The organism is Kitasatospora sp. NPDC001603 (assembly GCF_040298365.1).
Classification (GTDB): domain Bacteria; phylum Actinomycetota; class Actinomycetes; order Streptomycetales; family Streptomycetaceae; genus Kitasatospora.
In genome coordinates this window covers 1-24,214 of record NZ_JBEPAA010000077.1, presented here as the reverse complement: position 1 = coordinate 24,214, position 24,214 = coordinate 1, and the positions used below count along the sequence as shown (strand labels likewise).

17 protein-coding genes and 1 pseudogene are annotated in these 24,214 nt (G+C 74.9%); 14 read left to right on the top strand and 4 right to left on the bottom strand.

What is annotated here, in order from left to right:
* Positions 1–36 precede the first annotated feature (36 nt).
* The 4 genes from ABT263_RS32135 (at position 37) to ABT263_RS32120 (ending at position 8,500) form a co-directional block, all read left to right on the top strand.
* Positions 37–381 carry an MGMT family protein gene (locus ABT263_RS32135; RefSeq protein ID WP_352295783.1) on the top strand — a complete coding sequence of 115 codons (345 nt, stop codon included), beginning with the start codon at positions 37–39 and terminating at the stop codon, positions 379–381.
* Between the two features lie 113 nt (positions 382–494).
* The gene (locus ABT263_RS32130; protein ID WP_352295781.1) at positions 495–3,812 is read left to right on the top strand and encodes an ATP-dependent helicase; all 3,318 of its coding nucleotides are present in this window, start codon (positions 495–497) and stop codon (positions 3,810–3,812) included.
* A 77-nt stretch (positions 3,813–3,889) separates the two neighbouring features.
* Entirely contained in the window at positions 3,890–7,117 is a 3,228-nt protein-coding gene (locus ABT263_RS32125) for an ATP-dependent helicase (protein ID WP_352295778.1), read from the top strand.
* A 192-nt stretch (positions 7,118–7,309) separates the two neighbouring features.
* On the top strand, positions 7,310–8,500 hold the full coding sequence (locus ABT263_RS32120; protein ID WP_352295775.1) for a PP2C family protein-serine/threonine phosphatase: 1,191 nt from the start codon (positions 7,310–7,312) through the stop codon (positions 8,498–8,500).
* A 32-nt stretch (positions 8,501–8,532) separates the two neighbouring features.
* Here the strand turns inward: ABT263_RS32120 and ABT263_RS32115 are convergent, their stop codons facing one another.
* The gene (locus ABT263_RS32115; RefSeq protein WP_352295772.1) at positions 8,533–9,504 is read right to left on the bottom strand and encodes an endonuclease/exonuclease/phosphatase family protein; all 972 of its coding nucleotides are present in this window, start codon (positions 9,502–9,504) and stop codon (positions 8,533–8,535) included.
* Between the two features lie 76 nt (positions 9,505–9,580).
* Here ABT263_RS32115 and ABT263_RS32110 point away from each other — a divergent pair, with 76 nt between their 5' ends.
* The 6 genes from ABT263_RS32110 (at position 9,581) to ABT263_RS32085 (ending at position 17,667) form a co-directional block, all read left to right on the top strand.
* Positions 9,581–10,219, top strand: coding sequence for a PadR family transcriptional regulator (locus tag ABT263_RS32110; RefSeq protein ID WP_329489499.1), 639 nt, complete (start codon positions 9,581–9,583; stop codon positions 10,217–10,219).
* A 73-nt stretch (positions 10,220–10,292) separates the two neighbouring features.
* Entirely contained in the window at positions 10,293–11,066 is a 774-nt protein-coding gene (locus tag ABT263_RS32105; RefSeq protein WP_329489500.1) for an ABC transporter ATP-binding protein, read from the top strand.
* Positions 11,063–13,951 carry an FtsX-like permease family protein gene (locus tag ABT263_RS32100; RefSeq protein ID WP_352295769.1) on the top strand — a complete coding sequence of 963 codons (2,889 nt, stop codon included), beginning with the start codon at positions 11,063–11,065 and terminating at the stop codon, positions 13,949–13,951. Before ABT263_RS32105 ends, ABT263_RS32100 begins: the two co-directional genes overlap by 4 nt.
* A gap of 139 nt (positions 13,952–14,090) precedes the next feature.
* Positions 14,091–15,503 carry a dipeptidase gene (locus ABT263_RS32095; RefSeq protein ID WP_352295766.1) on the top strand — a complete coding sequence of 471 codons (1,413 nt, stop codon included), beginning with the start codon at positions 14,091–14,093 and terminating at the stop codon, positions 15,501–15,503.
* An 81-nt stretch (positions 15,504–15,584) separates the two neighbouring features.
* Positions 15,585–16,526, top strand: coding sequence for an NAD(+) diphosphatase (gene nudC / locus ABT263_RS32090; protein WP_329489503.1), 942 nt, complete (start codon positions 15,585–15,587; stop codon positions 16,524–16,526).
* Positions 16,527–16,803: 277 nt separating this feature from the next.
* Entirely contained in the window at positions 16,804–17,667 is an 864-nt protein-coding gene (locus ABT263_RS32085; RefSeq protein ID WP_352295763.1) for a GntR family transcriptional regulator, read from the top strand.
* Between the two features lie 35 nt (positions 17,668–17,702).
* On the opposite strand, the gene ABT263_RS32080 is transcribed toward ABT263_RS32085, so the two are convergent.
* On the bottom strand, positions 17,703–17,960 hold the full coding sequence (locus ABT263_RS32080) for a mycoredoxin (protein ID WP_329489505.1): 258 nt from the start codon (positions 17,958–17,960) through the stop codon (positions 17,703–17,705).
* Positions 17,961–18,150: 190 nt separating this feature from the next.
* On the opposite strand from ABT263_RS32080, the gene ABT263_RS32075 reads away from it, so the two are divergent.
* The 4 genes from ABT263_RS32075 to ABT263_RS32060 all read left to right on the top strand — a co-directional run bounded on the left by ABT263_RS32075 (position 18,151) and on the right by ABT263_RS32060 (position 22,093).
* Positions 18,151–20,382 carry an ATP-dependent DNA helicase UvrD2 gene (locus ABT263_RS32075; RefSeq protein WP_329489506.1) on the top strand — a complete coding sequence of 744 codons (2,232 nt, stop codon included), beginning with the start codon at positions 18,151–18,153 and terminating at the stop codon, positions 20,380–20,382.
* Positions 20,383–20,678: 296 nt separating this feature from the next.
* Positions 20,679–21,161, top strand: coding sequence for a hypothetical protein (locus ABT263_RS32070; RefSeq protein ID WP_352295760.1), 483 nt, complete (start codon positions 20,679–20,681; stop codon positions 21,159–21,161).
* A 168-nt stretch (positions 21,162–21,329) separates the two neighbouring features.
* Positions 21,330–21,698, top strand: a complete 369-nt coding sequence (locus tag ABT263_RS32065; protein ID WP_380388088.1) for a WhiB family transcriptional regulator — start codon at positions 21,330–21,332, stop codon at positions 21,696–21,698.
* Positions 21,699–21,775: 77 nt separating this feature from the next.
* Positions 21,776–22,093 (top strand): putative WhiB-interacting protein, encoded by a 318-nt coding sequence (locus ABT263_RS32060; RefSeq protein WP_502885898.1) that lies wholly within the window; start codon positions 21,776–21,778, stop codon positions 22,091–22,093.
* Positions 22,094–22,183: 90 nt separating this feature from the next.
* Here ABT263_RS32060 and ABT263_RS32055 read toward each other — a convergent pair whose 3' ends face one another.
* Entirely contained in the window at positions 22,184–23,575 is a 1,392-nt protein-coding gene (locus tag ABT263_RS32055) for an ABC1 kinase family protein (RefSeq protein WP_352295755.1), read from the bottom strand.
* A gap of 141 nt (positions 23,576–23,716) precedes the next feature.
* Positions 23,717–24,214: pseudogene (locus tag ABT263_RS32050) on the bottom strand (ThiF family adenylyltransferase); the annotation flags it as partial.

Genomic DNA, 24,214 nt, shown 5'->3' with positions numbered 1-24,214 from the left:
GCCCACCGGGCCGTGCGCCGGGCCCGGTGAGGAAGAATGCCGCAGGTGACGGACGCTACCGACGACGCCGGACCGGGCGCCCTGCCGCCCTTCGCCGAACTGGTTCTCGACCTGACCGAGCGGATTCCACCCGGCCGGGTGATGACGTACGGGGACGTTGCCGAGTACCTCGGCCAGGGCGGCCCCCGCCAGGTCGGCCGGGTGATGGCGCTGTACGGCGGCTCGGTGCCCTGGTGGCGGGTGGTCCGCGCGGACGGCCGGTTCCTGCCCGGGCACGAGCACCGCGCCCTCGCCCGGTACGGCGAGGAGGGCACCCCGCTGCGCGAACTCGCCGACCCGCCCCGGGTCGACCTGAAGCGGGCCCGCTGGGACGGCCGGTAGCGCCGAACCGGGTGCGAGGACGGGAATGACGGGGCAGGATCGTAGGCTCGATACGGACGGGCCCCGCCGCGGGCCCGTCCGCCGTTGCCCGAAGCACGACCCCCAGGACGTCCGTGAGCTCCCCCTACCGTCTGGTGCGAAGCCCCCTCGCGCTCCCCGCCCCGCCCGTGCTGGACGACTACCAGCGCGCCGTGGTGGAGCACGCGGGCGGCCCGCTGCTGGTGCTCGCCGGGCCCGGGACCGGCAAGACCACCACGCTGGTGGAGGCCGTCGCCCGGCGGATCGAGCGCGGCACCGACCCCGAGCGGATCCTGGTGCTGACCTTCAGCCGCAAGGCCGCGATGGAACTGCGCGACCGGATGTCCGGCCGGCTCGGGGCCTCCGCCCCCGCCCCGCAGGCCACCACCTTCCACTCCTTCTGCTACGCGCTGCTCCGGGCCCACCAGGACCCTCAGGACTACGCCGAGCCGCTGCGGCTGCTCTCCGGCCCCGAGCAGGACGTCATGGTCCGCGAACTGCTGGCCGGCGGCGCCGAGGACGCCCGCGGGGGCCGGGGCCGGATCGACTGGCCGCTCGACCTCCGGGCCTGCCTGACCACCCGAGGCTTCGCCGACGAGGTCCGCGCCGTGCTCGCCCGCAGCCGGGAGCTCGGCCTCGGCGAGGCCGAGCTGCGGCGGTTCGCCGAGGGCGTGCAGCGCCCCGACTGGGCGGCCGCCGCCCACTTCCTGGCCGACTACCTGGACGTCCTGGACCTGCGCGGGGTGCTCGACTACGCCGAGCTGGTCCACCGCGCGGTGCTGCTGGCCGAGCGCCCCGAGGTGGGCGAGCGGCTGCGGCAGCGCTACGAGGTGGTCTTCGTCGACGAGTACCAGGACACCGACCCCTCGCAGGTCCGGCTGCTGCGCCAGCTCGCCGGCGGCGGGCGGGAGCTGGTCGCCGTCGGGGATCCGGACCAGTCGATCTACGCGTTCCGCGGCGCCGACATCAACGGCATCCTGGAGTTCCCGCAGACCTTCCGGCAGGCCGGCGGCGGCCCGGCCGAGGTCAAGGTGCTGCGGGTCTCCCGCCGCTCCGGCGCCGTCCTGCTCGCCGCCTCCCGCGAGCTGGCCCGGCGGATGCCGATGGGCCGGCTGCCGGCCGACAAGCTCGCCCAGCACCGGGCCCTGCTGCCGTCCCGCGAGGGCGGCCGGGTCGAGGTGTACACCTACCCGACCCCGGGCACCGAGCTGGACTCGATCGCCGACCTGCTGCGCCGCGCCCACCTGGAGGACGGCGTGCCGTGGGGCGAGATGGCCGTCCTGGTCCGGGCCGGCGGCCGGTCCATCCCCGGAGTGCGGCGGGCGCTCGGCGCGGCCGGCGTCCCGCTGGAGATCGACGGTGACGACCTGCCGCTGCGCGAGGAACCCGCCGTCGCCCAGCTGCTGCTCGCCCTGCGGGTCTGCGCCGAGCAGGCCGCCCGGGACAAGCACGACCGCGCCGCCGGCCCCGACCCGCTCACCACCGAGCTCGCGCACACCCTGCTCACCGGTCCGCTCGGCGGCCTGGACGGCTCCGACCTGCGCCGCCTCGGCCGCGCCCTGCGCGAGGAGGAGCGCGCCGCGCTGCGCGCCGACGGCCGGGCGGCGGCGGTGCCCCGCGCGGCCGAGGAGCTGATCCGCGAGGCCCTCGCCGAGCCCGAGCGGCTGATCGCCCTCGACCCCTCGCACGCCCGGCGCGCCCGCGACCTCGGCACCCTGCTGCGCAAGGTCCGCGAGCGGCTGGCCGGCGGCTGCACCGCGGAGGACGCGCTCTGGGAGCTCTGGGACGGCAGCCGGCGCTGGCGCGAGCGCCTGGAGCGGGCGGCGCTGCGCGGCGGCGCGGCCGGCCGCAACGCCGACCGCGACCTCGACGCGCTCTGCGCCCTGTTCGAGACCGCCGCCCGCGCCGAGGAGCAGGTCACCGGCCACCGCAGCGCCCTCGACCTGCTCGCCGAGCTGGAGGCCCAGGACATCGCGGCCGACACCCTCACCGTGCGGGCCGTCCGCCCGGACGCCGTCCGGCTGATGACCGCGCACCGCTCCAAGGGCCTGGAGTGGCGGGTGGTCGTGGTGGCCGGCGTCCAGGACGGCCTCTGGCCCGACCTGCGCCGCCGCGGCTCGCTGCTGGAGGCCGACCGGATCGGCCGCGACGGCCTGGCCGAGCCGCTCTCCCCGGCCGCCCTGCTCGGCGAGGAGCGCCGGCTCTTCTACGTCGCCGCCACCCGCGCCAAGGAGCGGCTGATCGTCACCGCCGTCAAGGCCCCCGCCGACGACGGCGACGAGCCGTCCCGCTTCCTGCGCGAGCTCTACCGCGAGGACGTCGACCCGCGGACCGGCAAGGTGCTGCGCCGGACCCCGCCGGTCACCGTCGAGGACGTCACCCACCGCCCGCGCCGCCCGCTGTCCGTCCCCGCGCTGGTCGCCGAGCTGCGCGCGGTCACCGTCGACCCGGCCCGGTCGCCCGAGCTGCGCCGCGCCGCCGCCGAGCGGCTCGCCACCCTGGCGCTGGCCGCCGACGAGGACGGCCTGCCGCTGGTGCCGGCCGCCCACCCGGACCGCTGGTGGGGCCTGGACGACGCCACCGCCGCCCCCGAGCCGCTGCGCAGCGCCGATCTGCCGGTCCGGCTCTCCGGCAGCGGACTGGAGCAGCTGGAGAACTGCTCGCTGCAGTGGTTCCTGGACAAGGAGGTCAAGGCGCGCGGCGCCGGTTCGGCCGCCCAGGGCTTCGGCAACGTGGTGCACGCCCTCGCCGACGAGGTCGGCTCCGGCCGTACCCCCGCCGACCTCGCCGTGCTGATGGAGCGGCTGGACACGGTCTGGGACGCGCTGGCCTTCGACGCGCCCTGGAAGTCCCAGCAGGAGAAGACCGAGGCCCGGGCCGCCCTGGAACGCTTCCTGAACTGGCACGTCCTGCAGCGCGGCCGCGACGTGGTCGCCACCGAGCACGGCTTCGACGTCACGCTGGACGTCGGCGGCGTCTCGGTGCGGATCCGCGGCTCGATGGACCGGGTGGAGAAGGACGACGCCGGGCGGGCCTACGTGGTGGACTTCAAGACCGGCAAGGAGGCGCCGACCGACAAGTCGCTGCCCGAGCACAAGCAGCTCGCGGTCTACCAGCTCGCCGTCCGGGCCGGGGCGCTCAACGAGCTGCCCGGGTTCGAGGGCCGGGTCCCCGACTCCGGCGGGGCCGAGCTGGTGCAGCTGCGCAAGCCCGACAAGGGCGCCCCGGAGGCGCCCAAGGTGCAGCGCCAGGACCCGCCGGACGGCGAGCCGTGGATCGAGAACCTGCTGGCCGACGCCGCCGGGCGGGTCCTCGCCGAGCGCTTCGTGCCGCGGGCCGGCGGCGGCTGCGACCGCTGCACCTTCCGTCGCAGCTGCTCGGCCCAGCGTGACGGCGCCCAGGTGGTGGAGTGAGCGCCGCGGTGTGGGGGTGGCCACAGCGGGCCGGGCGAGGGGCCCGGACTGTCGGCGGTGCCCGTTAACGTTGCGGGGTGACCGCCGCGCTCCGCCACCCCGACCAGCTCAAGGAGCTGCTGGGCATCCCGTTCAACCGGGAGCAGATGGCGGCCATCGGCGCCCCGCTGGAGCCGGCCGTGATCGTCGCCGGGGCGGGCTCGGGGAAGACCACGGTGATGGCCGCCCGGGTGGTCTGGCTGGTCGGGTCCGGGGCCGTCCGCCCGGAGGAGGTGCTCGGCCTCACCTTCACCAACAAGGCCGCCGGGGAGCTCGCCGAACGCGTCCGCGCGGCCCTGCGGCTCGGCGGCGTGGCCGAACCGGACGAGGAGGCGCTCGGCGAGCCGGAGATCTCCACCTACCACGCCTTCGCCGGCCGCCTGCTCAAGGAGCACGGCCTGCGGATCGGCATCGAGCCGGACGTCCGGCTGCTCGCCGACGCCACCCGCTTCCAGCTCGCCGCCAAGGTGCTGCGCACCGCGCGCGGTCCCTTTCCGGCGCTCACCGGGACCTTCAGCAACCTGGTCGCCGACCTGACCGCGCTGGACGGCGAGCTCGCCGAGCACCTGGTCGAGCCGGACGCGCTGCGCGCCTTCGACGAGGAGCTGCTCGACACCCTCGCCACCGTCCGGCTCGGCAACGACGACCTGCGGGCCGTGCCGGTCACCGCCCGGGCCCGGCTGGAGCTGCTGCGCCTGGTCGAGGAGTACCGGCGGCGCAAGGCCGCGGCCGGGCTGATGGACTTCGGCGACCAGATAGCCGCCGCCGCCCGGCTCGCGCAGCAGCGCCCCGAGGTCGGCGAGCTGCTCCGGGCCCAGTACCGGGTAGTCCTGCTCGACGAGTACCAGGACACCTCGGTCGCGCAGCGGCTGATGCTGGCCGGCCTGTACGGCGCCGGCCCCGAGGGGCGGGGCACCGGCCACCCCGTCACCGCCGTCGGCGACCCCTGCCAGGCGATCTACGGCTGGCGCGGCGCCTCGGTCGCCAACCTGGACGACTTCCCCCGGCACTTCCCGAAGGCCGACGGCTCCGGGGCGGCCCGGTACTCGCTCAGCGAGAACCGCCGCAGCGGCGGGCGGCTGCTCGCCTTCGCCAACGAGTTGGCCGAACCGCTGCGCGCGATGCACGAGGGCGTCGAGGCGCTGCGCCCGGCTCCCGGCGCCGAGCAGGAGGGCTACGTCCGGGCCGCGCTGCTGCCCACCCACGCGCAGGAGATCGACTGGCTGGCCGACTCGATCGCCCACCTGGTCCGCACCGGCACCGCGCCGGGCCGGATCGCCGTGCTCTGCCGGGGCGGCGCGGCCTTCCCCGACATCCACGCGGCGCTGGTCGCCCGGGAGGTGCCGGTCGAGGTGGTCGGACTCGGCGGCCTGCTGCAACTGCCCGAGGTGGCCGACCTGGTGGCCACCTGCGAGGTGCTGCAGGACCCGACCGCCAACGCGGCGCTGGTCCGGCTGCTGATCGGCCCGCGCTGGCGGATCGGCCCGCGCGACCTCGCCCTGCTCGGCCGGCGGGCCGCCGAGCTGGTGCGCACCGCCCGGCCGGAGGGCGTCGAGGCGCTGGCCGCGGCCGTCGCCGAGGCCGATCCGACCGAGGTGGTCTCGCTGGCCGACGCGCTGGAGACCTTCCTGGACCCGGCGTCCGGCGGGGACGGCGACCGGTCCGACGAGCTGCCGTTCTCCGCGGAGGCCAGGCCGCGCTTCGCCCGGCTCGCCCGGGAGCTGCGCGAGCTGCGCCGCTCGCTCGCCGAGCCGCTGATGGACGTGCTGCACCGGGTGCTCGCGGTCACCGGCCTGGAGGTCGAACTCGCGGCCTCCCCCCAGGCCCTGGCCGCCCGCCGCCGGGAGACCCTGCACGCCTTCCTGGACGTCGCGGCCGGCTTCGCGGACCTGGACGGCGACCCGGGCCTGTCGGCCTTCCTCGGCTTCCTGCGCGCCGCCCAGGAGTACGAGCGCGGGCTGGACAGCAGCCTGCCCGGCGGGGAGGACACCGTGAAGGTCCTCACCGCGCACAAGTCCAAGGGCCTGGAGTGGGACGTCGTGGCCGTTCCCGGACTGGTCCGGGGCGCCTTCCCGTCCTCGACCACGCGCGAGCGCTGGACCAGCGTCAAGCGGGTGCTGCCGCACGCCCTGCGCGGCGACGCGGCCACCCTGCCCGATGTGCGCGGCGGGTGGAACAGCAAGTCGATGGCCGCCTTCAAGGCGGCGCTCGCCGAGCACTCGGGCACCGAGGAACTGCGCCTCGGCTACGTCGCCTTCACCCGGCCGCGGTCGCTGCTGCTGGCCTCCGGGCACTGGTGGGGCCCCAGCCAGAAGACCGTGCGCGGCCCGTCCGCCTTCCTGGAGCGGCTGCGGACGCACTGCGAGCGGCCCGGCGCGGGCGAGCTCGAACACTGGGCCGAGCAGCCGCCCAAGGGTGCCGAGAACCCGGCGCTGGCCGCGCCCGTCGAGCGGCCCTGGCCGCTGCCGCTGGATCCGGCGGCCCAGCACGCCCGCCGCCGGGTCGCCGAGGTGGTGCACCGCCGCCTCGCCGGCCTGCCCGCCCCTGAACCGGAGCCGATGGCCGCCGAGGACCGCCGCCAGGTCGAGTCCTGGGACCGCGACCTCACCGCGCTGGTCGGCGAGTTGGAGCGGTCCCGGCGCAGCGTCCGGGAGGTGCCGCTGCCCGCCGCGCTGTCCGCCACCCAGCTCCAGCGGCTGGCCGCCGATCCGGACGGCTTCGCGCACGACCTGGCCCGCCCGATGCCCCGGCCGCCGCAGCCGGCCGCCCGCCGGGGCACCCGGTTCCACGCCTGGGTGCAGTCCCGGATCGAGCCGCTGCTGCTGATCGAGCCGGGCGCGCTGCCGGGCGCGGACGACGACGGCATCGAGGACGAGCAGGACCTGGAGCGGCTCAAGGAGGCGTTCCTGCGCACGCCCTACGCGAACCGGACGCCCTACCGGGTCGAGGCGCCGTTCCAGTTGGTGCTGGCGGGCCGGGTGGTGCGCGGCCGGATCGATGCGGTCTACCGGGAAGATGACGGCCGGTCGGAATTCGGCGGCGCGTCACGCTACGAAGTGGTGGACTGGAAGACGCACCGCGAGGAGACCGCCGATCCGCTCCAGCTCGCGGTCTACCGGGTCGCCTGGGCCGAACAGTTGGGAGTTCCGCCGGAGCAGGTCACGGCGTCCTTCCTGTACGTCCGCAGCGGTCGGATCGAACAACCCGCAGGACTTCCCGACCGAAAAGAGTTGGAACGGCTCCTGATCGGGAACAGTGAAGAATGAGTCACGCAGAGCATTCAAGTCATCACGGCAGCGGGCGAAACCTGTGCGTAGTGCACGTTTCGTGCCTATTGTGGGGTCGGTAACCGGTCAACCCCTGTGCTCCGGCCGCCAGCGAGGCCCGCATTCCCCAACCCTCAGTCATCACCGCGGGTGCCCACGGGGCACCGGCGTCTTCTGCTGGAGAGACCGAAGTTGAGCGCGACCGGATGGATGAGAGAGCGGTTCGCCGGGTCGGCCCCGGGGACCGCTCCGGGCTCGACCGGCACCTGGCCGAGGACGGCGCTCGCGCTGCCGTTCATCGGCATGGCGCTGGTCGTGGCCCTCGACTACGTCAGCAACACCGAGGTGACGGTCGAGCCGGCCCTCACCGCCGTGCCCGCGCTGGCCGCCGTGGTCAGCCGGCGTACCTGGTACCCGCTCGCCATCGGCCTCTGCACCGAGGCCGTGGCCTTCCTGATGGCCGCCAGCAGCGACTCGCTCGGCGAGTCCGTGCACAGCGCCACCGTCTTCGCCGTGGTGCTGGTCGCCGCGATCGGCTGGGTCAGCGCCACCCTGCGGCTGCGCCAGGAGAAGGCGCTGGCCGACGCCCAGCTGGTCGCCTCGATCGCACGCCGGGTGCTGCTGCGGCCGGTCCCCGAGCGGGTCGGCACCGTCCGGGCCGCCGTCCACTACGAGGCCGCCGCCGCGCACGCCAGGATCGGCGGCGACCTCTACGAGGTGGTCAACACCCGGCACGGGGTCCGGGCCGTGGTCGGCGACGTCCGGGGCAAGGGGCTCGGTGCGGTGGAGACCGCCGCCGCCGTGCTCGGCGCCTTCCGGGAGGCCGCCCACCAGGAGCCCGCGCTGGACCGGGTGGCGGGCTGGCTCGCGGTGAGCCTCGACCGGGCCCTGCACGAGAACGAGCACCCCGGGGTGGAGGAGGAGTTCGTCACCCTGGTGCTGATCGGGGTCCGGCCCGACGGCACCGCCGAGATCGTCAACTGCGGCCACCCGTCGCCGCTGCTGCTGCGGGGCACCGAGCCGGTCCGGCCGCTGGAGCTCGCCGAGACGGTGCCCCCGCTCGGCGTCCTCGACCCGGTCGACGTCCGGCCGCCGGTGCACGAGGTCCCGCTGCGGCAGGGGGACCGCGTCCTGCTGTTCACCGACGGAGTCATCGAGGCCCGGGACCGGGCCGGCGTCTTCTACCCGCTCGCCGAGCGGCTGCCGCACTGCGCGGACGGCCACCCGGTGGACGTCCTGCGACGCCTGCACCAGGACGTGGTCCGCCACGTCGGCCGCCAGCTCGGCGACGACGCGGCGATGCTGCTGCTCCAGTACGACCCGCTCGGGCCGGAGCCGCACCTGCCGCACCAGAACGGGCAGCTGACGCACCCCCGGAGCTGACCGCCCGGCACCGGGCGGCCCGGCCGGACCGCCTAGAGGCCGACCTCCACCACCAGCGGGCGGTGGTCCGAGACCACCGCCCGCGGGGCGGCCGCCGGGCCGACCGCGGTGCGCGGCACGCCCATCGCGAGCACGTGGTCGAACTGCACGGCCGGCCGGTGCGAGGGGTAGGTGGGCGTGCGGGCCAGGTCGTACCAGCCCTGGAGCCGCGCCCGGGGCTCGCGCACCCGCCGCCGGCGCGGCTCGACCAGGGCCGGCCGGGCCCGCCGGGCCGCCCGCAGTTCGCGCACCCGCGCGCGGGGCGCCGTCCGGTCCAGCGCGGTGGCCCCGCCCAGCACCGTCCGGGGCACCGCGCCGATCAGGTTGAAGTCCCCCAGGACCAGGTAGGGCTGCGGCAGGTCGGCGATCCAGCGCCGGATCCCCGCCAGCTGCGCCATGTTCCAGCCCGGCACGAACGACAGGTGCGCCGCCACCACGGTGAACGGCCCGTGCTCGCCCTCCAGTACGGCCGCCAGCGCGGCCCGCGGTTCGTCCGGGACGGGCGTGAGCCCGCGCCGGCCGGCCACCCGCAGCGGCAGCCCGAACGGGGCCGGGGCGAACCGCCGGGCCCGCCAGTGCCGCACCGGCAGCCGGGTCAGCAGTGCGGTGCCGTACGACGGCGGCGCGTCGTCGCCGACCTCGTTCGGCCCGTACACCTGGAGTCCGGCGGGGACGGCGGGCTCCGGCACCCAGCCCGCGACCGGCGCCGGGCGCCCGTGCAGCGCGGCGGCGAACCGCCAGTCCGCGGCCCCCATCGCCTTGGCGGCGACGGCGGCCTGGTCGGTGCCGCCGGAGCGGGCCTGGTAGCGGTCCACCTCCTGGAGGGCGAGCACGTCGGCGTCCAGCGCGGCCACCGCCTCCGCCAACGGTCCACCGGCGTCGGCGGGGTAGGGCCGCGGAGCACCGTCCGGGGCGAGCGGCTGACCGTGCAACAGATTGAAGGTGGCGATGCGCAACTGGCTCACACCGCACGACGGTACCCGCTCGCCGGGAGGGGGCGCCGCTTGAGCCCGCCGGGCATACCGGGTATACATACTCGGTATGTCCATCCGTCACGGTCTGCTCGCCCTGCTCGACCAGGGCCCGCGCTACGGCTACCAGCTGCGTACCGAGTTCGAGGCGCGCACCGGTGCCACCTGGCCGCTCAACGTCGGCCAGGTCTACACCACCCTGTCCCGCCTGGAACGCGACGGCCTGGTCGAGCCCGCGGGGGAGGACGAGGAGGGGCACCAGTTCTACGCGGTCACCGAAGCAGGACGCGCGGAGCTGCGCACCTGGTTCGACACCCCGGTGCCGCGGACCAGCCCGCCGCGCGACGAGCTGGCGATCAAGCTGGCCATGGCGGTCACCGTCCCCGGGGTGGACGTGCCCGCCGTCGTCCAGGGCCAGCGCCGCCACAGCATCAAGGCGCTCCAGGACTACACCCGGCTCAAGGCCCGCGCGCTGACCGGCGAGGCCCGCCCCGGCGGCGCCGGCCCGTCGGCCGCCCCCGGCGCCGACCTCGCCTGGCTGCTCGTCCTCGAACAGCTGATCTTCCAGACCGAGGCCGAGATCCGCTGGCTCGACCACTGCGAGACCCGCCTCGCCCAGCACGCCGAGATCGAACAGGCCCGGGCCGCCGAGGCCCGCGCCGCCGAGCCCGAGGTCGTCCGGCGCGGGCGGCGCCGCACCCGGGCCTGAACCCCGTACGGACTTCACGAACCACGGCCCGGCCGCCATCCGCGACCCCGGGCCCAGAACAGCAGGGGGAAGTGTGATCCACACCGATCCGAGCAGGCTCGGCACCGAACCGGTGCTGCACCTGGACAACGTCACCCGGGTGCACGGCCAGGGCGCGGCCGAGGTGCACGCGTTGCGCGGGGTGGACCTCCGGGTGCACCCCGGCGAGTTCGTCGCCGTGATGGGGCCCTCCGGCTCCGGCAAGTCGACCCTACTGACGCTCGCCGGGGGGCTGGACACCCCGAGCAGCGGTCGGGTCCTGGTCGAGGGCACCGCCCTGGGCGGCCTCAACCGCAAGAAGCTGGCCGAGGTCCGCCGCCGTTCGGTCGGCTACGTGTTCCAGGACTACAACCTGATCCCGGCCCTCACCGCGGCCGAGAACGTCTCGCTGCCGCGCGAGCTCGACGGTCTCTCCGGCCGCGCCGCCCGCCGCGAGGCGATGACCGCGCTGGAGGAGCTCGGCATCCCCGAGCTCGCCGACCGCTTCCCCGACGACATGTCCGGCGGGCAGCAGCAGCGCGTCGCGATCGCCCGCGCGCTGATCGGCGACCGCCGGCTCGTCCTCGCCGACGAGCCCACCGGCGCCCTCGACTCCACCACCGGTGAGTCCGTCCTCGCCGTGCTGCGCGCCCGCTGCGACGCCGGCGCCGCCGCGATGATGGTCACCCACGAGGCCCGGCACGCCGCCTGGGCCGACCGCGTGGTCTTCCTCCGCGACGGCCGCATGGTCGACGAGAGCATCAGCCAGGACGCCGGCACCCTGCTGGTCTCCGCGGCCACCAACGCGAAGGGCCCGGTGGCGCAGTGAGGTTCAGCGCCTGGCGGGTCGCCCTGCGGATCGCCCGACGGGACGCCCTGCGCGCCAAGGGCCGCAGCGCGCTCGTGGTCGCCATGGTCGCGCTGCCCGTGCTCGGCGTCACCGGCGCCGACGTGTTCTTCCGCAGCGCCGAACTCGACCCCGTCGAGCGGATCGTCCGCACCATGGGCCAGTCCGACGCCGAGATCCACATGGTCGACCGCGGCTCGATCATCCTGCAGGCACCGGACCCGGACCAGCCCTTCGACCTCACCGGCGCCGACGAGGCCAAGGTGGAGAACGGCCGGCCCCAGTACACGCCCGAACAGCGCCGCAGCCTCGACACCGAGCCGGCCGAACTGGTCAAGCAGCTGGTCCCGGCCGGCACGACGCTCGTCCCGCTGCGCGAGGGCCCGTTCGTCCCCACCAGCACCGTGCAGGGCCTGCTCAGCGTGCGGACCGCCGAGGCCGACCTGAACGACCCGGTCTGGAAGGGCCGGATCGACGTGGTCGAGGGCCGCGCCCCGAGCGCCGGCCACGAGGTCGCCGTCACCCGGGACTTCCTCGACCGCTCCGGCCTCAGGATCGGCGACCGCACCTCCCCGCGCGGTCTGGAGGCCACCCCCTTCACCATCACGGCCGTCGCCGAGTACCCCGGCGACCTGCGGGCCACCGGGCTGATCGCCCGCCCCGGCGCGCTGGTCGACCCGCTGATGAAGCTGCCCGGCGCCGACAAGGGCCTCGGCCGCTCCGCGCTGGGGGAGAGCGCCCGCTGGCTGGTCAAGCTCCCGGCCGGGGCCGCGATCGACTGGCCCAAGGTGACCGAGTTCAACAAGTACGGCTTCACCGTCGCCTCCCGCAGCGTGCTGCTCGACCCGCCGGCCCGTTCCGAGGTGCCGCTCTACGCCCAGAAGGGCCAGAGCAGCGGCGGTACCCCCTACCTCGACCGGACCTCCGTCGTCATCCTCGCCACCGTGGTCGGCATGGCGCTGCTGGAGATCGTGCTCCTCGCGGGCCCCGCCTTCGCCGTCGGGGCCAGGCGCTCCCGGCGCCAGCTCGGGCTGCTCGCCGCCGGCGGCGGTAACCGGGCCGACGTCCGCGCGGTCGTCCTCGGCGGCGGGGTCGTGCTCGGAGTCACCGGCGCCGCCCTCGGTCTGGCCGTCGGCGTCGGCCTGGTCGCGGTGCTGCGCACCCAGGCCGAGAACTACGCCGGCGAGCGGTTCGGCCACTTCGACCTCCAGCCGCTCGACCTGCTCGGCGTCCTGGGCATCGGCCTGGTCACCGGTCTGCTCGCGGCCGTCGTCCCGGCCGTCCAGGCCTCCCGGCAGGACGTCGTCGCCGCGCTGACCGGCCGCGACTCGCTCAAGCCGCCGAGCCGCAAGCTCGCGCTGCTCGGCCTGCTGATGGTGGCCGGCGGCGCCGCGCTCGCCCTGCTCGGCGCGACCAGCGGCTTCGGCAACCGCAGTACGGCCGTGCTCGGCGGCTCGATGATCGCCGAACTCGGCATGGTCGCCCTGACGCCCTACCTGGTCGGCCTGTTCGGGCGGATCGGCCGCTGGCTGCCGCTCGGCCCCCGGCTCGCGCTGCGCGACTCGGTCCGCCACCGCGGACGCACCGCCCCCGCCGTCGCGGCGGTGATGGCCGCCGTCGCCGGCTCGGTCGCCGTCGGCATCTACACCGCCAGCAGCCACGAGGAGCACCGCCGGGAGTACGTCGCCGCCGCGCCGGCCGGCGCGGTCACCGTGAGCAGCGGCTGGGGCTCGGCCGCCGACGGGAAGCTGCTGCCCCAGCTGCGCGGCGCCGTCGAGAGCAACATCCCCGACCTCGGCCGGCGCGCCGACGTGCAGGAGGTCGGCCTCAAGGGCGACTGCGACCGGACGCACGGCAACTGCGGCTACGTCACCACCGAGCTGCCGAAGGAGCTGCGCTGCCCGCTGTTCGACAAGGGCAGCGAGGCCATCGCCCCGGCCGAGGCCGAACGGCTCCGCAAGGAGGACGCGCGCTGCAGGGCGAACCACTCCTACCGGGTCAACCCGTTCAGCATGGTGGCCGCCGGGGACGCCACCCTGCTGCGCAACCTGTTCGGTGTGGACGACCCGGCCGCCGGCCAGGCGCTGGCCGCCGGCAAGGCCGTCGTGTTCGACGCCGACTACGTCAAGGACGGCAAGCTCGTCGTGAGCGTGACGGAGCCGGCCGAGGAGCAGTCGAACAAGCTGAACGCCTCGCCCGTGCACGACACGCCCAGCCACGAGATCGCCGTCGACGCGGTGCTGTTCCGCGCCGTCGTCCCGACCGGTGGCCAGGCGCTGGTGAGCCCGGAGACCGCCGGCCGGCTCGGGCTGGGCACCCATGACGCCGGTTCGGTCTGGCTGCCCGCCAAGGCGCCGTCCGACAGCGCCGAGCAGAAGGCGACGGCGGCGATCGACAAGCTCGCCGACGGCACCCAGTTCGGGGTCGAGCGCGGCTTCCAGTCCAACGACGACCTGGTCAGCCTCGGTCTGACGGGCTTCGCCGCCCTGGTCGCGCTCGGCGCCGCCGGCATCGCCACCGGGCTCGCCGCCGCCGACTCGCAGCGCGACCTGACCACCCTCGCGGCGGTCGGCGCCGCGCCGCGGATCCGCCGGAGCCTCTCCGGCTTCCAGTGCGGGGTGATCGCCGCGATGGGCACCCTGCTCGGCGTGGTCGCCGGGGTGGTGCCGGCGGTGGCCCTGCGCAAGGTGGAGGGCGTGTCCGTCTCCTACCCGGGGATGTCCCCCGAGGAGACGGCCGACCACAGCGTGATCGTCTTCCCGTGGCTCGACATCGGCGTCACCGTGATCGTCCTGCCGCTGCTCGCGGTGGGGCTGGCCGCGCTGCTCACCCGCTCGCGGATCTCGCTGCTGCGCCGCTCCGGCTGACCGCGCGTTCCCCGTCTCCCCCGTCACCCCCGGCCGCCGCCCCCGTGCGGCCGGGGGTGACGGACGTTACAGGCCGTCCGGCGCCCGGTGGCCGGACGGCCGGGGCAGGCACCCGCACGGGCGAACTAAAGTCGTCCGTATGACGAGAACCCCGGACAGCGTCGTCCGCTCCTTCATCGACCGGCACCAGGCCGAGTTCCTGGCCGACCTCTCCGACTGGCTGGGCATCCCCTCCGTCTCGGCCGAGCCCGAGCGGGCCGGTGAGGTCCGCCGCTCCGCCGAGTGGCTGGCCGCGAAGCTGGGCGGGACCGGGTTCCCGGTGGTCGAGGTCTGGGAGACGGACGGCCTGCCGGCGGTGTTCGCCGAGTGGCCGTCGGGGGACGCGTCCGCGCCGACCGTCCTGGTCTACGGGCACCACGACGTGCAGCCCGCCGCCAAGGAGGACGGCTGGGCGACGGAGCCCTTCGAGCCGACCGTGGTCGGCCGGCAGCTGTTCGCGCGCGGGGCCGCCGACGACAAGGGGCAGGTGTTCTTCCACACGCTCGGGGTCCGCGCCCACCTGGCCGCCACCGGGCGCACCGCGCCGGCCGTCAACCTCAAGCTGCTGATCGAGGGCGAGGAGGAGTCCGGCTCGCCGCACTTCCCCGCGCTGGTCCGCCGGGAGGCCGGGCGGCTGGCCGCCGATGTGGTGATCATCTCGGACACCGGGATGTGGTCCGAGACCACGCCGACGGTCTGCACCGGCATGCGGGGCCTGGCCGACGCCCAGATCGACCTCTACGGCCCGGACAGCGACATCCACTCCGGTTCCTTCGGCGGCGCCGTCCCCAACCCGGCGGCGGTCGCGGCCGAACTGGCCGCCGCGCTGCACGACGAGGACCGCCGGGTGGCCGTCCCGGGCTTCTACGACGGCGTGATCGAGCTGACCGCGCGCGAGCGCGAGCTCTTCGCCGAGCTGCCCTTCGACGAGGGGCAGTGGCTGAAGGTCGCCAAGTCGCACGGCACCCTCGGTGAGGCCGGCTACTCCACCCTGGAGCGCGTCTGGGCCCGGCCGACCGCCGAGGTGAACGGCATCTGGGGCGGCTACACCGGCCCCGGCGGCAAGACCATCGTGCCGTCCTCGGCGCACCTCAAGCTCTCCTTCCGGCTGGTGGCCGGCCAGGAGGTGGAGCGGGTCCAGGAGGCCGTCCGGTCCTGGGTGGCGGAGCGCGTGCCCGAGGGTATCCGGTACGCGCTGGAGTTCCCGGGCGCCACCCGGCCCTGCCTGACCCCGCTGGACCACCCGGCCCTGCGGTCCACCGTCCGGGCGATGGAGCGGGCCTTCGGGCAGCGGATCCTGTTCACCCGGGAGGGTGGTTCCGGTCCGGCCGCCGAACTCCAGGACGTGCTCGGCGCGCCGGTGCTCTTCCTCGGCATCTCGGTGCCCTCGGACGGCTGGCACTCGGTCGACGAGAAGGTCGAGCTCGACCTGCTGGCCAAGGGCGTGGAGACGACCGCCTACCTCTGGGCCGACCTGGCCGAGAACTGGCGGCCGGGCGGCGAGGCGGCGTGAAGGCCGCGGGGCGCCCTCCGCGGCCCGTCCTGGCGAACAGACCACTCATCCGGATGATTCATCACGTGGGGATGGAACGAAGTGAGCACCGTGCCTGAGACCGAACGCCCGCTGCCCCCGGCACTGGCCCGGGCCGGGGTCGACCGGGCGGCCCAGCACCGGTTCGACGAGCCCTGGCTGGCGGCCGCCTGGAGCCACCCGACCACCAAGGTGCTGCCGATCGCCGGCGGCGAGGCGTTCGTGGTGGACACCGGGCAGGGCACCGAACTGGTGCTGATGCCCTCGTTCGAGGCGCCGCAGACCGGGGACCGCTACTTCCTCGGCACCGACGAGGACGGGGTGTCGTACTTCGCGCTGGCCGGCGAGAGCCTGCCGGGGCGCCTCGACGGCGACGCCCGCCCGGCCGGGCTGCGCGAGGTCGGGGGGATGCTCTCCGACCGGGACGCCGGGCTGCTGGTGCACGCCGTCGCGCTGGAGCACTGGCACCGGCTGCACAGCTTCTGCTCGCGCTGCGGGCACCCGACCGAGAAGGCCGGCGCCGGCCACGTCCGGCGGTGCACCTCCTGCGCGGCCGAGCACTACCCGCGCACCGACGCGGCGGTGATCATGATGATCACCGACGAGCAGGACCGCTGCCTGCTGGGCCGGCAGGCGCTCTGGCCGGAGGGCCGCTGGTCGACCCTGGCCGGGTTCGTCGAGCCGGGCGAGTCGATCGAGCAGGCCGTGGTCCGCGAGGTCTTCGAGGAGGCCGGGGTGCGGGTGGCCGAGGTCGCCTACGTGGCCAGCCAGCCGTGGCCGTTCCCGTCCAGTCTGATGCTGGGCTTCATGGGCAAGGCCGATCCGGACGGGACGGCCATCACCGTGGACGGCGAGGAGCTGGCCGAGGCGCGCTGGTTCTCCCGGGAGGAGCTGCGGGCCGGCATGGCGGCGGGCGAGATCCTGCCGCCGTCCGGGATTTCGATCGCCCGTCACCTAGTCGAACTCTGGTACGGGGAGCGGCTGCCTTCGGCGGCGCGCTGGTAATTCCGACAATCGGGGGCGTGCGGCTTATTGCCGCGCGCCCCCGATTTCGTTTCGTGCCCTCCGTCGCGCCGGTCATCCAGGGGCCCGGCGCGGCCGAACGGGTGGTCCGGACGGATTTCGCGCCGGTCGGGCGCGCTGACGTTCGTATCCGGAGGGGCCGCCTCCTGCCGTGTTTCGGCGGGCCAGGGCGCCCACGGCCGGCCCGCCGTCGCCGATCCGGGTCGACATTGTCGGAATCGGCTGAAACCGGGTCACCGCCCTCGCTACATTCACTCGGGTGACAATCCCCCGGGGCACCACCCAATCCCCCAAATACCAGCGCCTCGCCGCCGATCTGCGCCGCCGGATCGCCGAGGGCGAATTCACCGCCCAGGCCGCCCTCCCGGTCGAGAGCGAACTGGAGCGCCAGTACGGGGTCGCCCGCAACACCGTCCGGCTGGCCGTCGACGTCCTGGTCAACGAGGGCCGGCTGGTCCGGCTCCAGGGCAAGGGCACCTACCTCCGGGAGCACCCCGTCCTGGACCACCGCGCCTACGGACCGGCCCCGGCGCCGCCGGGCCCGCGCGACCCGCTCGCCGGGCCGCGGGACTGCCTGGCCGTGCCCACCGCCGTCTACCTCGGCGAGGCCGCCGACGCCGGCCGGGAGCTCACCGTCGACTTCGAGATGATGATCGTCCGGGCCCGGGTCGACATCGCCGAGCGGCTCGGGCTCCGGCCCGGCGAGGCGATCGTGGTCCGCCGCCAGCTCCGGCTGCTGGACCGTGAGCCGTACTCGATCGAGGAGAGCCACTACCGGGCCGGCCTCGCCGCGGGCACCCCGCTGATGGAGCCCGACCAGATCGACGGCGGGGACGAGGCGGTGCTCGCCCTGCTCGGCCGGACCGAGATCGGGGCGGTGGACCACCTGGTGGCCCGGATGCCCGGCCCCGAGGAGGCGCAGTGGTTCCAGGGCGGCCCCGGGGTGCCGCTGATGGTCCAGACCCGGGTGACCTACGACCGGCGCGGCCCCGTCCGGGTCATCGAGACCCGCTACTCCGCCGACCGCAGCCGGCTGGTCTACGGCGTCGGCGACCTCGCCGCCCGGACCCAGCTGCCCGCACCCGCGGCGCCGGTGGACCCGGCCCGGGCCGACGCCCCCTGAGGTGCGCCGGCCCGGGCCCCGCAGGAAGTCGCGGGTCAGGCCGCCAGGGCCTTCTTGACCTGCATCAGGCTCGGGTTGGTCATCACGACCTGCTCGCCGCCGCCCGCCGGCGTCACCAGCACCGTCGGCACGATCTGGTTGCCGCCGTTCACGGACTCGACGAAGGACGCCGAGTTCGGGTCCTCCTCGATGTTGATCTCGGTGTAGCCGATGCCTTCACGGGTCAGCTGGCTCTTGAGTCGGTTGCAGTACCCACACCAGGTCGTGCTGTACATCGTCACGCTGCCGGACATCGAGGGGCTCCTTCGGGAAAGAGGGCGTGCGGTCTCTGGGAGGAACGTCCGTCACGCAACGGTCATTCCGCGTGCGCCCGGCGTGAGATCGACCTCGCACGCCCGAGCGCGCACCGTTCATCCTGCGATCGCACCGGGCCTGTGGACAAGCCCGCCCCGGTTGTCGCACCGGGCTGAGAGGATGGAACGCATGCAGGAAGACCTCTTGAGCGGCAGCCCGTTCGACGACTACCGCGCCGCGTCCGGCCCCGACGCGGTGCTCGCCGGGCTCGACCCCGAGCAGCGGGCCGTCGCCACCGCCCTGCAGGGGCCCGTCTGCGTGCTCGCCGGCGCCGGCACCGGCAAGACGCGCGCCATCACCCACCGGATCGCCTACGGGGTCCGCAGCGGGGTCTACCAGCCCGCCCAGGTGCTCGCCGTCACCTTCACCGCCCGCGCGGCGGGGGAGATGCGCGGGCGGCTGCGCCAGCTCGGCGCCGAGGGCGTCCAGGCCCGCACCTTCCACGCCGCCGCGCTGCGCCAGCTCCAGTACTTCTGGCCGCGCGCCGTGGGCGGCCCGGTGCCGCAGCTGGTGGAGCGCAAGGTCCAGCTGGTCGCCGAGTCCGCCGCGCGCTGCGGGCTGCGCGTCCAGCGCACCGAACTGCGCGACCTCACCGCCGAGATCGAGTGGGCCAAGGTCTCCCAGATCGGCCCGGACGACTACCCGGCCGCGGTGCAGAAGTCGGCCCGCGAGGCCCCGCGCGACCCGGCCGAGATCGCCCAGGTGTACCGGGTGTACGAGGAGACCAAGAGCCGCCGCGGCGTCATCGACTTCGAGGACGTCCTGCTGCTGACCGCCGCGATCCTGGAGGACCGCCCGGACATCGCCGACCAGGTCCGCGCCCAGTACCGGCACTTCACCGTCGACGAGTACCAGGACGTCTCGCCGCTCCAGCAGCGGCTGCTCGACCAGTGGACCGGCCCCGCCGCGGGCAGCCTCTGCGTGGTCGGCGACGCCAGCCAGACCATCTACTCGTTCACCGGCGCCACCCCCGACTACCTGCTGAACTTCCGCACCCGCCACCCCGAGGCGACGGTGGTCAAGCTGGTCCGGGACTACCGCTCCACCCCGCAGGTCGTCCACCTGGCCAACGGGCTGCTCGCGCAGGCCCGCGGTCAGGCGGCCCGGCACCGGCTGGAGCTGGTCTCGCAGCGCGAGGCCGGTCCCGAGCCCGTCTACACCGAGTACGAGGACGAGCCGACCGAGGCCGAGACCACCGCCCGCCGGATCAAGGAGCTGCTGGCGTCCGGGGTGCGGGCCAGCGAGGTCGCCGTGCTGTTCCGCACCAACGGCCAGTCCGAGGTCTACGAGCAGGCCCTCGCCGACCTCGGCGTCTCCTACCAGCTCAAGGGCGCCGAGCGGTTCTTCGAGCGCCCCGAGGTGCGGGACGCCGGCGTGCTGCTGCGCGGCGCCGCCCGGGCCGCCTCCGACCCGCTCACCGACGGCACCCCCGGCCTCGCCGCGCAGGTCCGGGCGGTGCTCGCCACCCGGGGCTTCACCGCAGAGCCGCCGGCCGGTTCCGGCGCGGTGCGCGAGCGCTGGGAGTCGCTGGCCGCGCTGGTCCGGCTCGCCGAGGACTTCGAGCGGACCCGCACGGCGGCCGGGGAGCCGGCCGACCTGGCCGCGTACGTCGCCGAGCTGGACGGCCGGGCCGCGGCCCAGCACGCGCCCGCCGTCGAGGGCGTCACGCTGGCCTCGCTGCACGCCGCCAAGGGCCTGGAGTGGGACGCCGTCTTCCTGGTCGGCCTCACCGAGGGCACCATGCCGATCATCTACGCCAAGACGGACGAGCAGGTCGAGGAGGAGCGCCGGCTGCTCTACGTCGGCGTCACCCGGGCCCGCAAGCACCTCTCGCTCTCCTGGTCGCTCTCCCGCTCGCCGGGCGGCCGGGGCAACCGCAAGCCGACCCGCTTCCTGGACGGGCTGCGGCCGAACTCCGGCGCACCGGGCGCGCGCGCCGGGGGCCGGGGCGGGCGCGGTGGCGTGGAGGCGGGCGAGCGCTCCGCCGGGCGCCGGGTGCGCGGCCCGGTCCGCTGCCGGGTCTGCGAGCGGGTGCTCACCGAGGCGGTCGAGCGCAAGCTGCGCCGCTGCGAGAGCTGCCCCTCCACGATGGACGAGGCGCTGTACGAGCGGCTGCGCGAGTGGCGGGCCGGGCAGGCGAAGAAGCAGGGCGCCCCGGCCTACGTGGTGTTCACCGACGCGACGCTGATGGCGATCGCCGAGGACGTCCCCGCGACCACCCAGGAGCTGGCGGTGATCTCGGGGGTCGGTGCGATGAAGCTGGACAAGTACGGGGCCGCCGTGCTCTCGTTGTGTGCGGGGGAAGAGCTCACGGAGGATCCGGTCGACGTCGAGGACGGCGATCCGGACGAACCGGCCTGAGCCGGTCCCGGGGAGGTCCCCGGGGCGGGCGGAGCCGATGCCCCGGGCCCCTTCGGAAGCCGTCGAGAAACTCGCCGGAAAAATAGTTTGCGCGCCGTACCGGGAGCGCAATAGCCTGCCGGAGCGGTCAAGGGGACGCGAACGCACGGGGTGACGCCTGTGCCATGTCCTCCTGGGCCCGACAGCTTCTCCGCACCACGTACCACCTGCATCACCTGCACCACCGAGACAGACATCCGAACAGTTCGGAGCCCGGGAAACCAGGCCCCGCGAGACGCCGAGAGGAGGCGAAGACAGTGGAAACCATCATGATCACCAAACTGACTGGCCAGACCGTCGTCGCCGCTGCCTCTCTGCGTGCCGCCCGCCTGCGGGCTCTCGCCGAGCTGGGTGGAACCGGTCTGGGTCTCGAAGCCGTGGGTGCCTCCGTCATTCCCGCTTCCGTCGCCTCCGTTGTCAGTGGTCTTGGACACACTGGCGTCTGCGGCGCGGATATCACGGGCGGTATTGACGGCACCTCTGTCGAGACCGGTCTGTCCCGTGGCTGGGCGGCCGTGAGCACGTCGCGCTCCCTGCGTGACGAGCGACCGACCCAGGCACCGAAGGCGGCCGTAGCCGTCGCCATGCATGGCGGCTATGCGCGGGTCATCGGTGCCGGAAACGCCCAGAAGCAGAACGAGCAGCAGATCAACGAGCAGGCCATGGCCGCCTTTACGGGAGCCACGGCCGTCCGGATGCGGGCCTTCCGCGGGCCTGAACCCTGGAGAGAACGAACCTGAGGAAGCCTCAGGTCGGCACCTCCAGGGCCGCGGAACCCGTCACACCGGGATCCGCGGCCCTTCTGTTTTGTCCGGTACGCAAGACCACCCAGGCCCTCCGGGGCCTCCGGCCCAGCCCCACCAGTCAGCTGAGCCGGACCCACTGAAAAGACGAGGAAGACGCCCACAGTGTCCACGGTCATCACGCCGCCCATCCCGTCCGTACCGCAGACAAGCCAGATCACCCCGGCCGACCAGGCCGACCCTCCGGAGGTTTCCCTGATGCAGATCACCACCATCGAGCAGGCCGAGGCGCTCGGTCTCCCCATCCCGTGCCGCGCCTTCGACCCGGAGGTCTTCTTCGCCGAGACGCCCGCCGACGTCGAGTACGCGAAGTCCCTCTGTGGCACCTGCCCGGTCAAGGACGCGTGTCTGACCGGTGCGCTGGAGCGGCGCGAGCCGTGGGGCGTCTGGGGTGGCGAGCTCTTCGTCCAGGGTGTCGTCGTGGCCCGCAAGCGGCCGCGTGGCCGCCCGCGCAAGACCGAGGTCGCAGCGTGAACCCCGCGCTCGGAGCCAAGGCCGTCCGCCGGGGAGAGCAGCCCCCGCTGGACAGCGTCCTTCGCCGCTCCGTGCGAATCGCCGCCGCCAAGGCCGACGCGGCCCGCACCGTCCACTTCCCTACGTCGCACCACGAGCAGGACCACGACATGACCCCCGCCGCCATTGACCCGACCGTCCGCGCCGAGCAGACCACCGAACTTCAGATCCAGAACAGGACCCTTGAGATGCAACTCCTCCACGAATCCCTGGCCCGTGCCCATATGCAAGAGCGCTTGCAAGAGGCCGAGCACGAACGGCTCGTCTCCCGGGTCGCCCGGGCCCGCCGGCTCAAGCTGAGGGCCGAACGGGCCTCGCTGCGGGCCCGCAAGGCCCTCGCCGTCGCGCTGATGTAGCGCGCCGGGCCGTAAGAGTTCCACCCCCGTCGTGCCGCAGGCCGCCCCCCGAACCGGGGAGCGGCCTGCGGCCGTTGCCGCCCGTACCGGTCAGGGCTTCTTGACAGCCTTGGTGGCCCTGGTGGCGGTGCGCGCCTTCGGCGGGGTGGTGGGGCGCTCCTCGAACTCCGGGAGCCACCGCCGCATCTCCGCCCGGAACGGCGCGTTGGCGCCCAGCTGGCAGAGCACCCCGATGGTGCTCAGCGTGACCCGGTGGATCAGCAGGTACGCCGGGGGCAGGTTGAGCTGCTTGCCCAGGTTGTAGGCGGGCGACCGCGGATCGGCGATCCGCGCGGCCTGGGCCCGCATCCAGGCCCGGGTGAAGTGGAAGGTGTCCACCGCGGCCGGCTCGATGATCGGGACGAGGTAGTCCAGCACCGCGTCCGGGTCCAGCTCGATCGAGGGCTTGACGAAGCCCTCCTCGCGCAGCATCTCCAGCACGCCCGCGGCGTCGCCCGCCAGGGCCATCCGCAGGGAGGCGCCGATCGGGGCGGGCAGCCCGCCCGGCAGCCGGTCGACGGTGCCGAAGTCCAGCACCCCGAGCCGCCAGCCGGCGACCGGGCCGTCGTCCTTGAGCAGCCGGAAGTTGCCCGGATGCGGGTCGGCGTGCAGCAGACCGGTCCGGGACGGGCCGGCGAACAGGAACCGGGCCAGCAGGTGCCCGGCCCGGTCGCGCTCCTCCTGGGTGCCGCCGGTGATCACCTCGGCCAGCGGGGTGCCGTCCATCCACTCGGTGACCAGCACCTGGTCGGCCTGCGCGACCACGCCGGGCACCTGGATGTCCGGGTCGCCCGCGAACTCCTCGGCGTGCCGGCGCTGGGCCTGCGCCTCAAGCTCGTAGTCCAGCTCCTCGGCGACCCGCTCGCGCAACTCGGTGATCAGCGGCTTGATGTCGAGGCCGGGGATGAGCGGGCCGAGCAGCCAGGCCACCCGGCTCAGCTGCGTGAGGTCCGCCAGCAGGGCGTCGCCCGCGCCCGGGTACTGGACCTTGACGGCCACCTCGCGGCCGTCGTGCCAGACGGCCCGGTGCACCTGCCCGATCGAGGCGGCGGCCGCCGGCCGGTCGTCGAACTCCCGGAACAGCTCCCGCCAGCCTTCGCCGAGGCGCTCCGCGAGCGCGGTGTGGACCTTGGCGGCGGGCATCGGCGGGGCGGCGTCCTGCAGTTTGGTCAGGGCCGCCCGGTAGGGCCCGGCGACCTCCTCGGGCAGCGCGGCCTCGAAGACGGACAGCACCTGCCCGAACTTCATCGCCCCGCCCTTGAGCTCGCCCAGGACCTTGAAGAGCTGGTCGGCGGTGGCCTGCTGGAGCTCGGCCGTCACCACCTCGGCGGAGCGCCCGCCGATCCGCTTCCCCAGCCCGAGGGTGGCCCGCCCGGCGATTCCCAGCGGCAGGGCTGCGAGCCGTGCCGTGCGGGTCATTGCCTTGCGCGGAAGATCGCTCACCCGGGCCTCCAATCCACACGCCCCCGGCACCCCACGACCGGGGGCCGACCATCACTACGCCATTGTGCCCGCTCGCCGCCCCGGTCCCGGCCCCCTTTTCCGACCTGTCGTGCGGCGGGCGCCGCGGCGCCCCGCCCGCGGTCATCCCGGCGGCTGCGGTTGCCAGAGGCAGCCGCAGTCGGGGTGGCCCTTCAGCCGCAGCCGCCGGGGCATGCCGTCGACGGCCGAGAGTTCGCACCAGCCGTCGAGGCTCGGCGGCCGGCCGCCGTCCAGGTAGACCTGGGCGTGGAGGGCGGCGAGGCCCGCCACGGCCGTGGCCAGGCCGGTGTCGCAGGCGGGGGTGCGGGCCCGGCCGGGGCCCTCGTCGGCGAGCTGGGCCAGGATCCGGGGCCAGGCCGGATCCTCGTCCTCGCGGGCCAGTACCAGGCAGTGGCCGCAGGCCGAGACACCGGGCACGACGAGCGGGCCGACCACGCCGAACTCCTCCACCACCCCGACGTACAGGTGCGGCACCCCGGCCCGCAGCAGCTCCCTGGCCTCGGCCGCGCCGCCGGCGAAGGCACCGCTGCCGTCCCTCGGCGCCAGCACCACCAGGTCGAGGTCCCGCGCCGAGGGGCGGCGGGTGCCCGGAGCCGTGCG

Excerpts from the sequence above, each read along its gene's own strand:
- ABT263_RS32135 (WP_352295783.1), top strand. The coding sequence starts at position 37 with ATGCCGCAGGTGACGGACGCTACCGACGACGCCGGACCGGGCGCCCTG.
- ABT263_RS32110 (WP_329489499.1), top strand. The coding sequence starts at position 9,581 with ATGTCCATCCGTCACGGTCTGCTCGCCCTGCTCGACCAGGGCCCGCGC.
- ABT263_RS32095 (WP_352295766.1), top strand. The coding sequence starts at position 14,091 with ATGACGAGAACCCCGGACAGCGTCGTCCGCTCCTTCATCGACCGGCAC.
- ABT263_RS32080 (WP_329489505.1), bottom strand. The coding sequence starts at position 17,960 with ATGTCCGGCAGCGTGACGATGTACAGCACGACCTGGTGTGGGTACTGC.
- ABT263_RS32075 (WP_329489506.1), top strand. The coding sequence starts at position 18,151 with ATGCAGGAAGACCTCTTGAGCGGCAGCCCGTTCGACGACTACCGCGCC.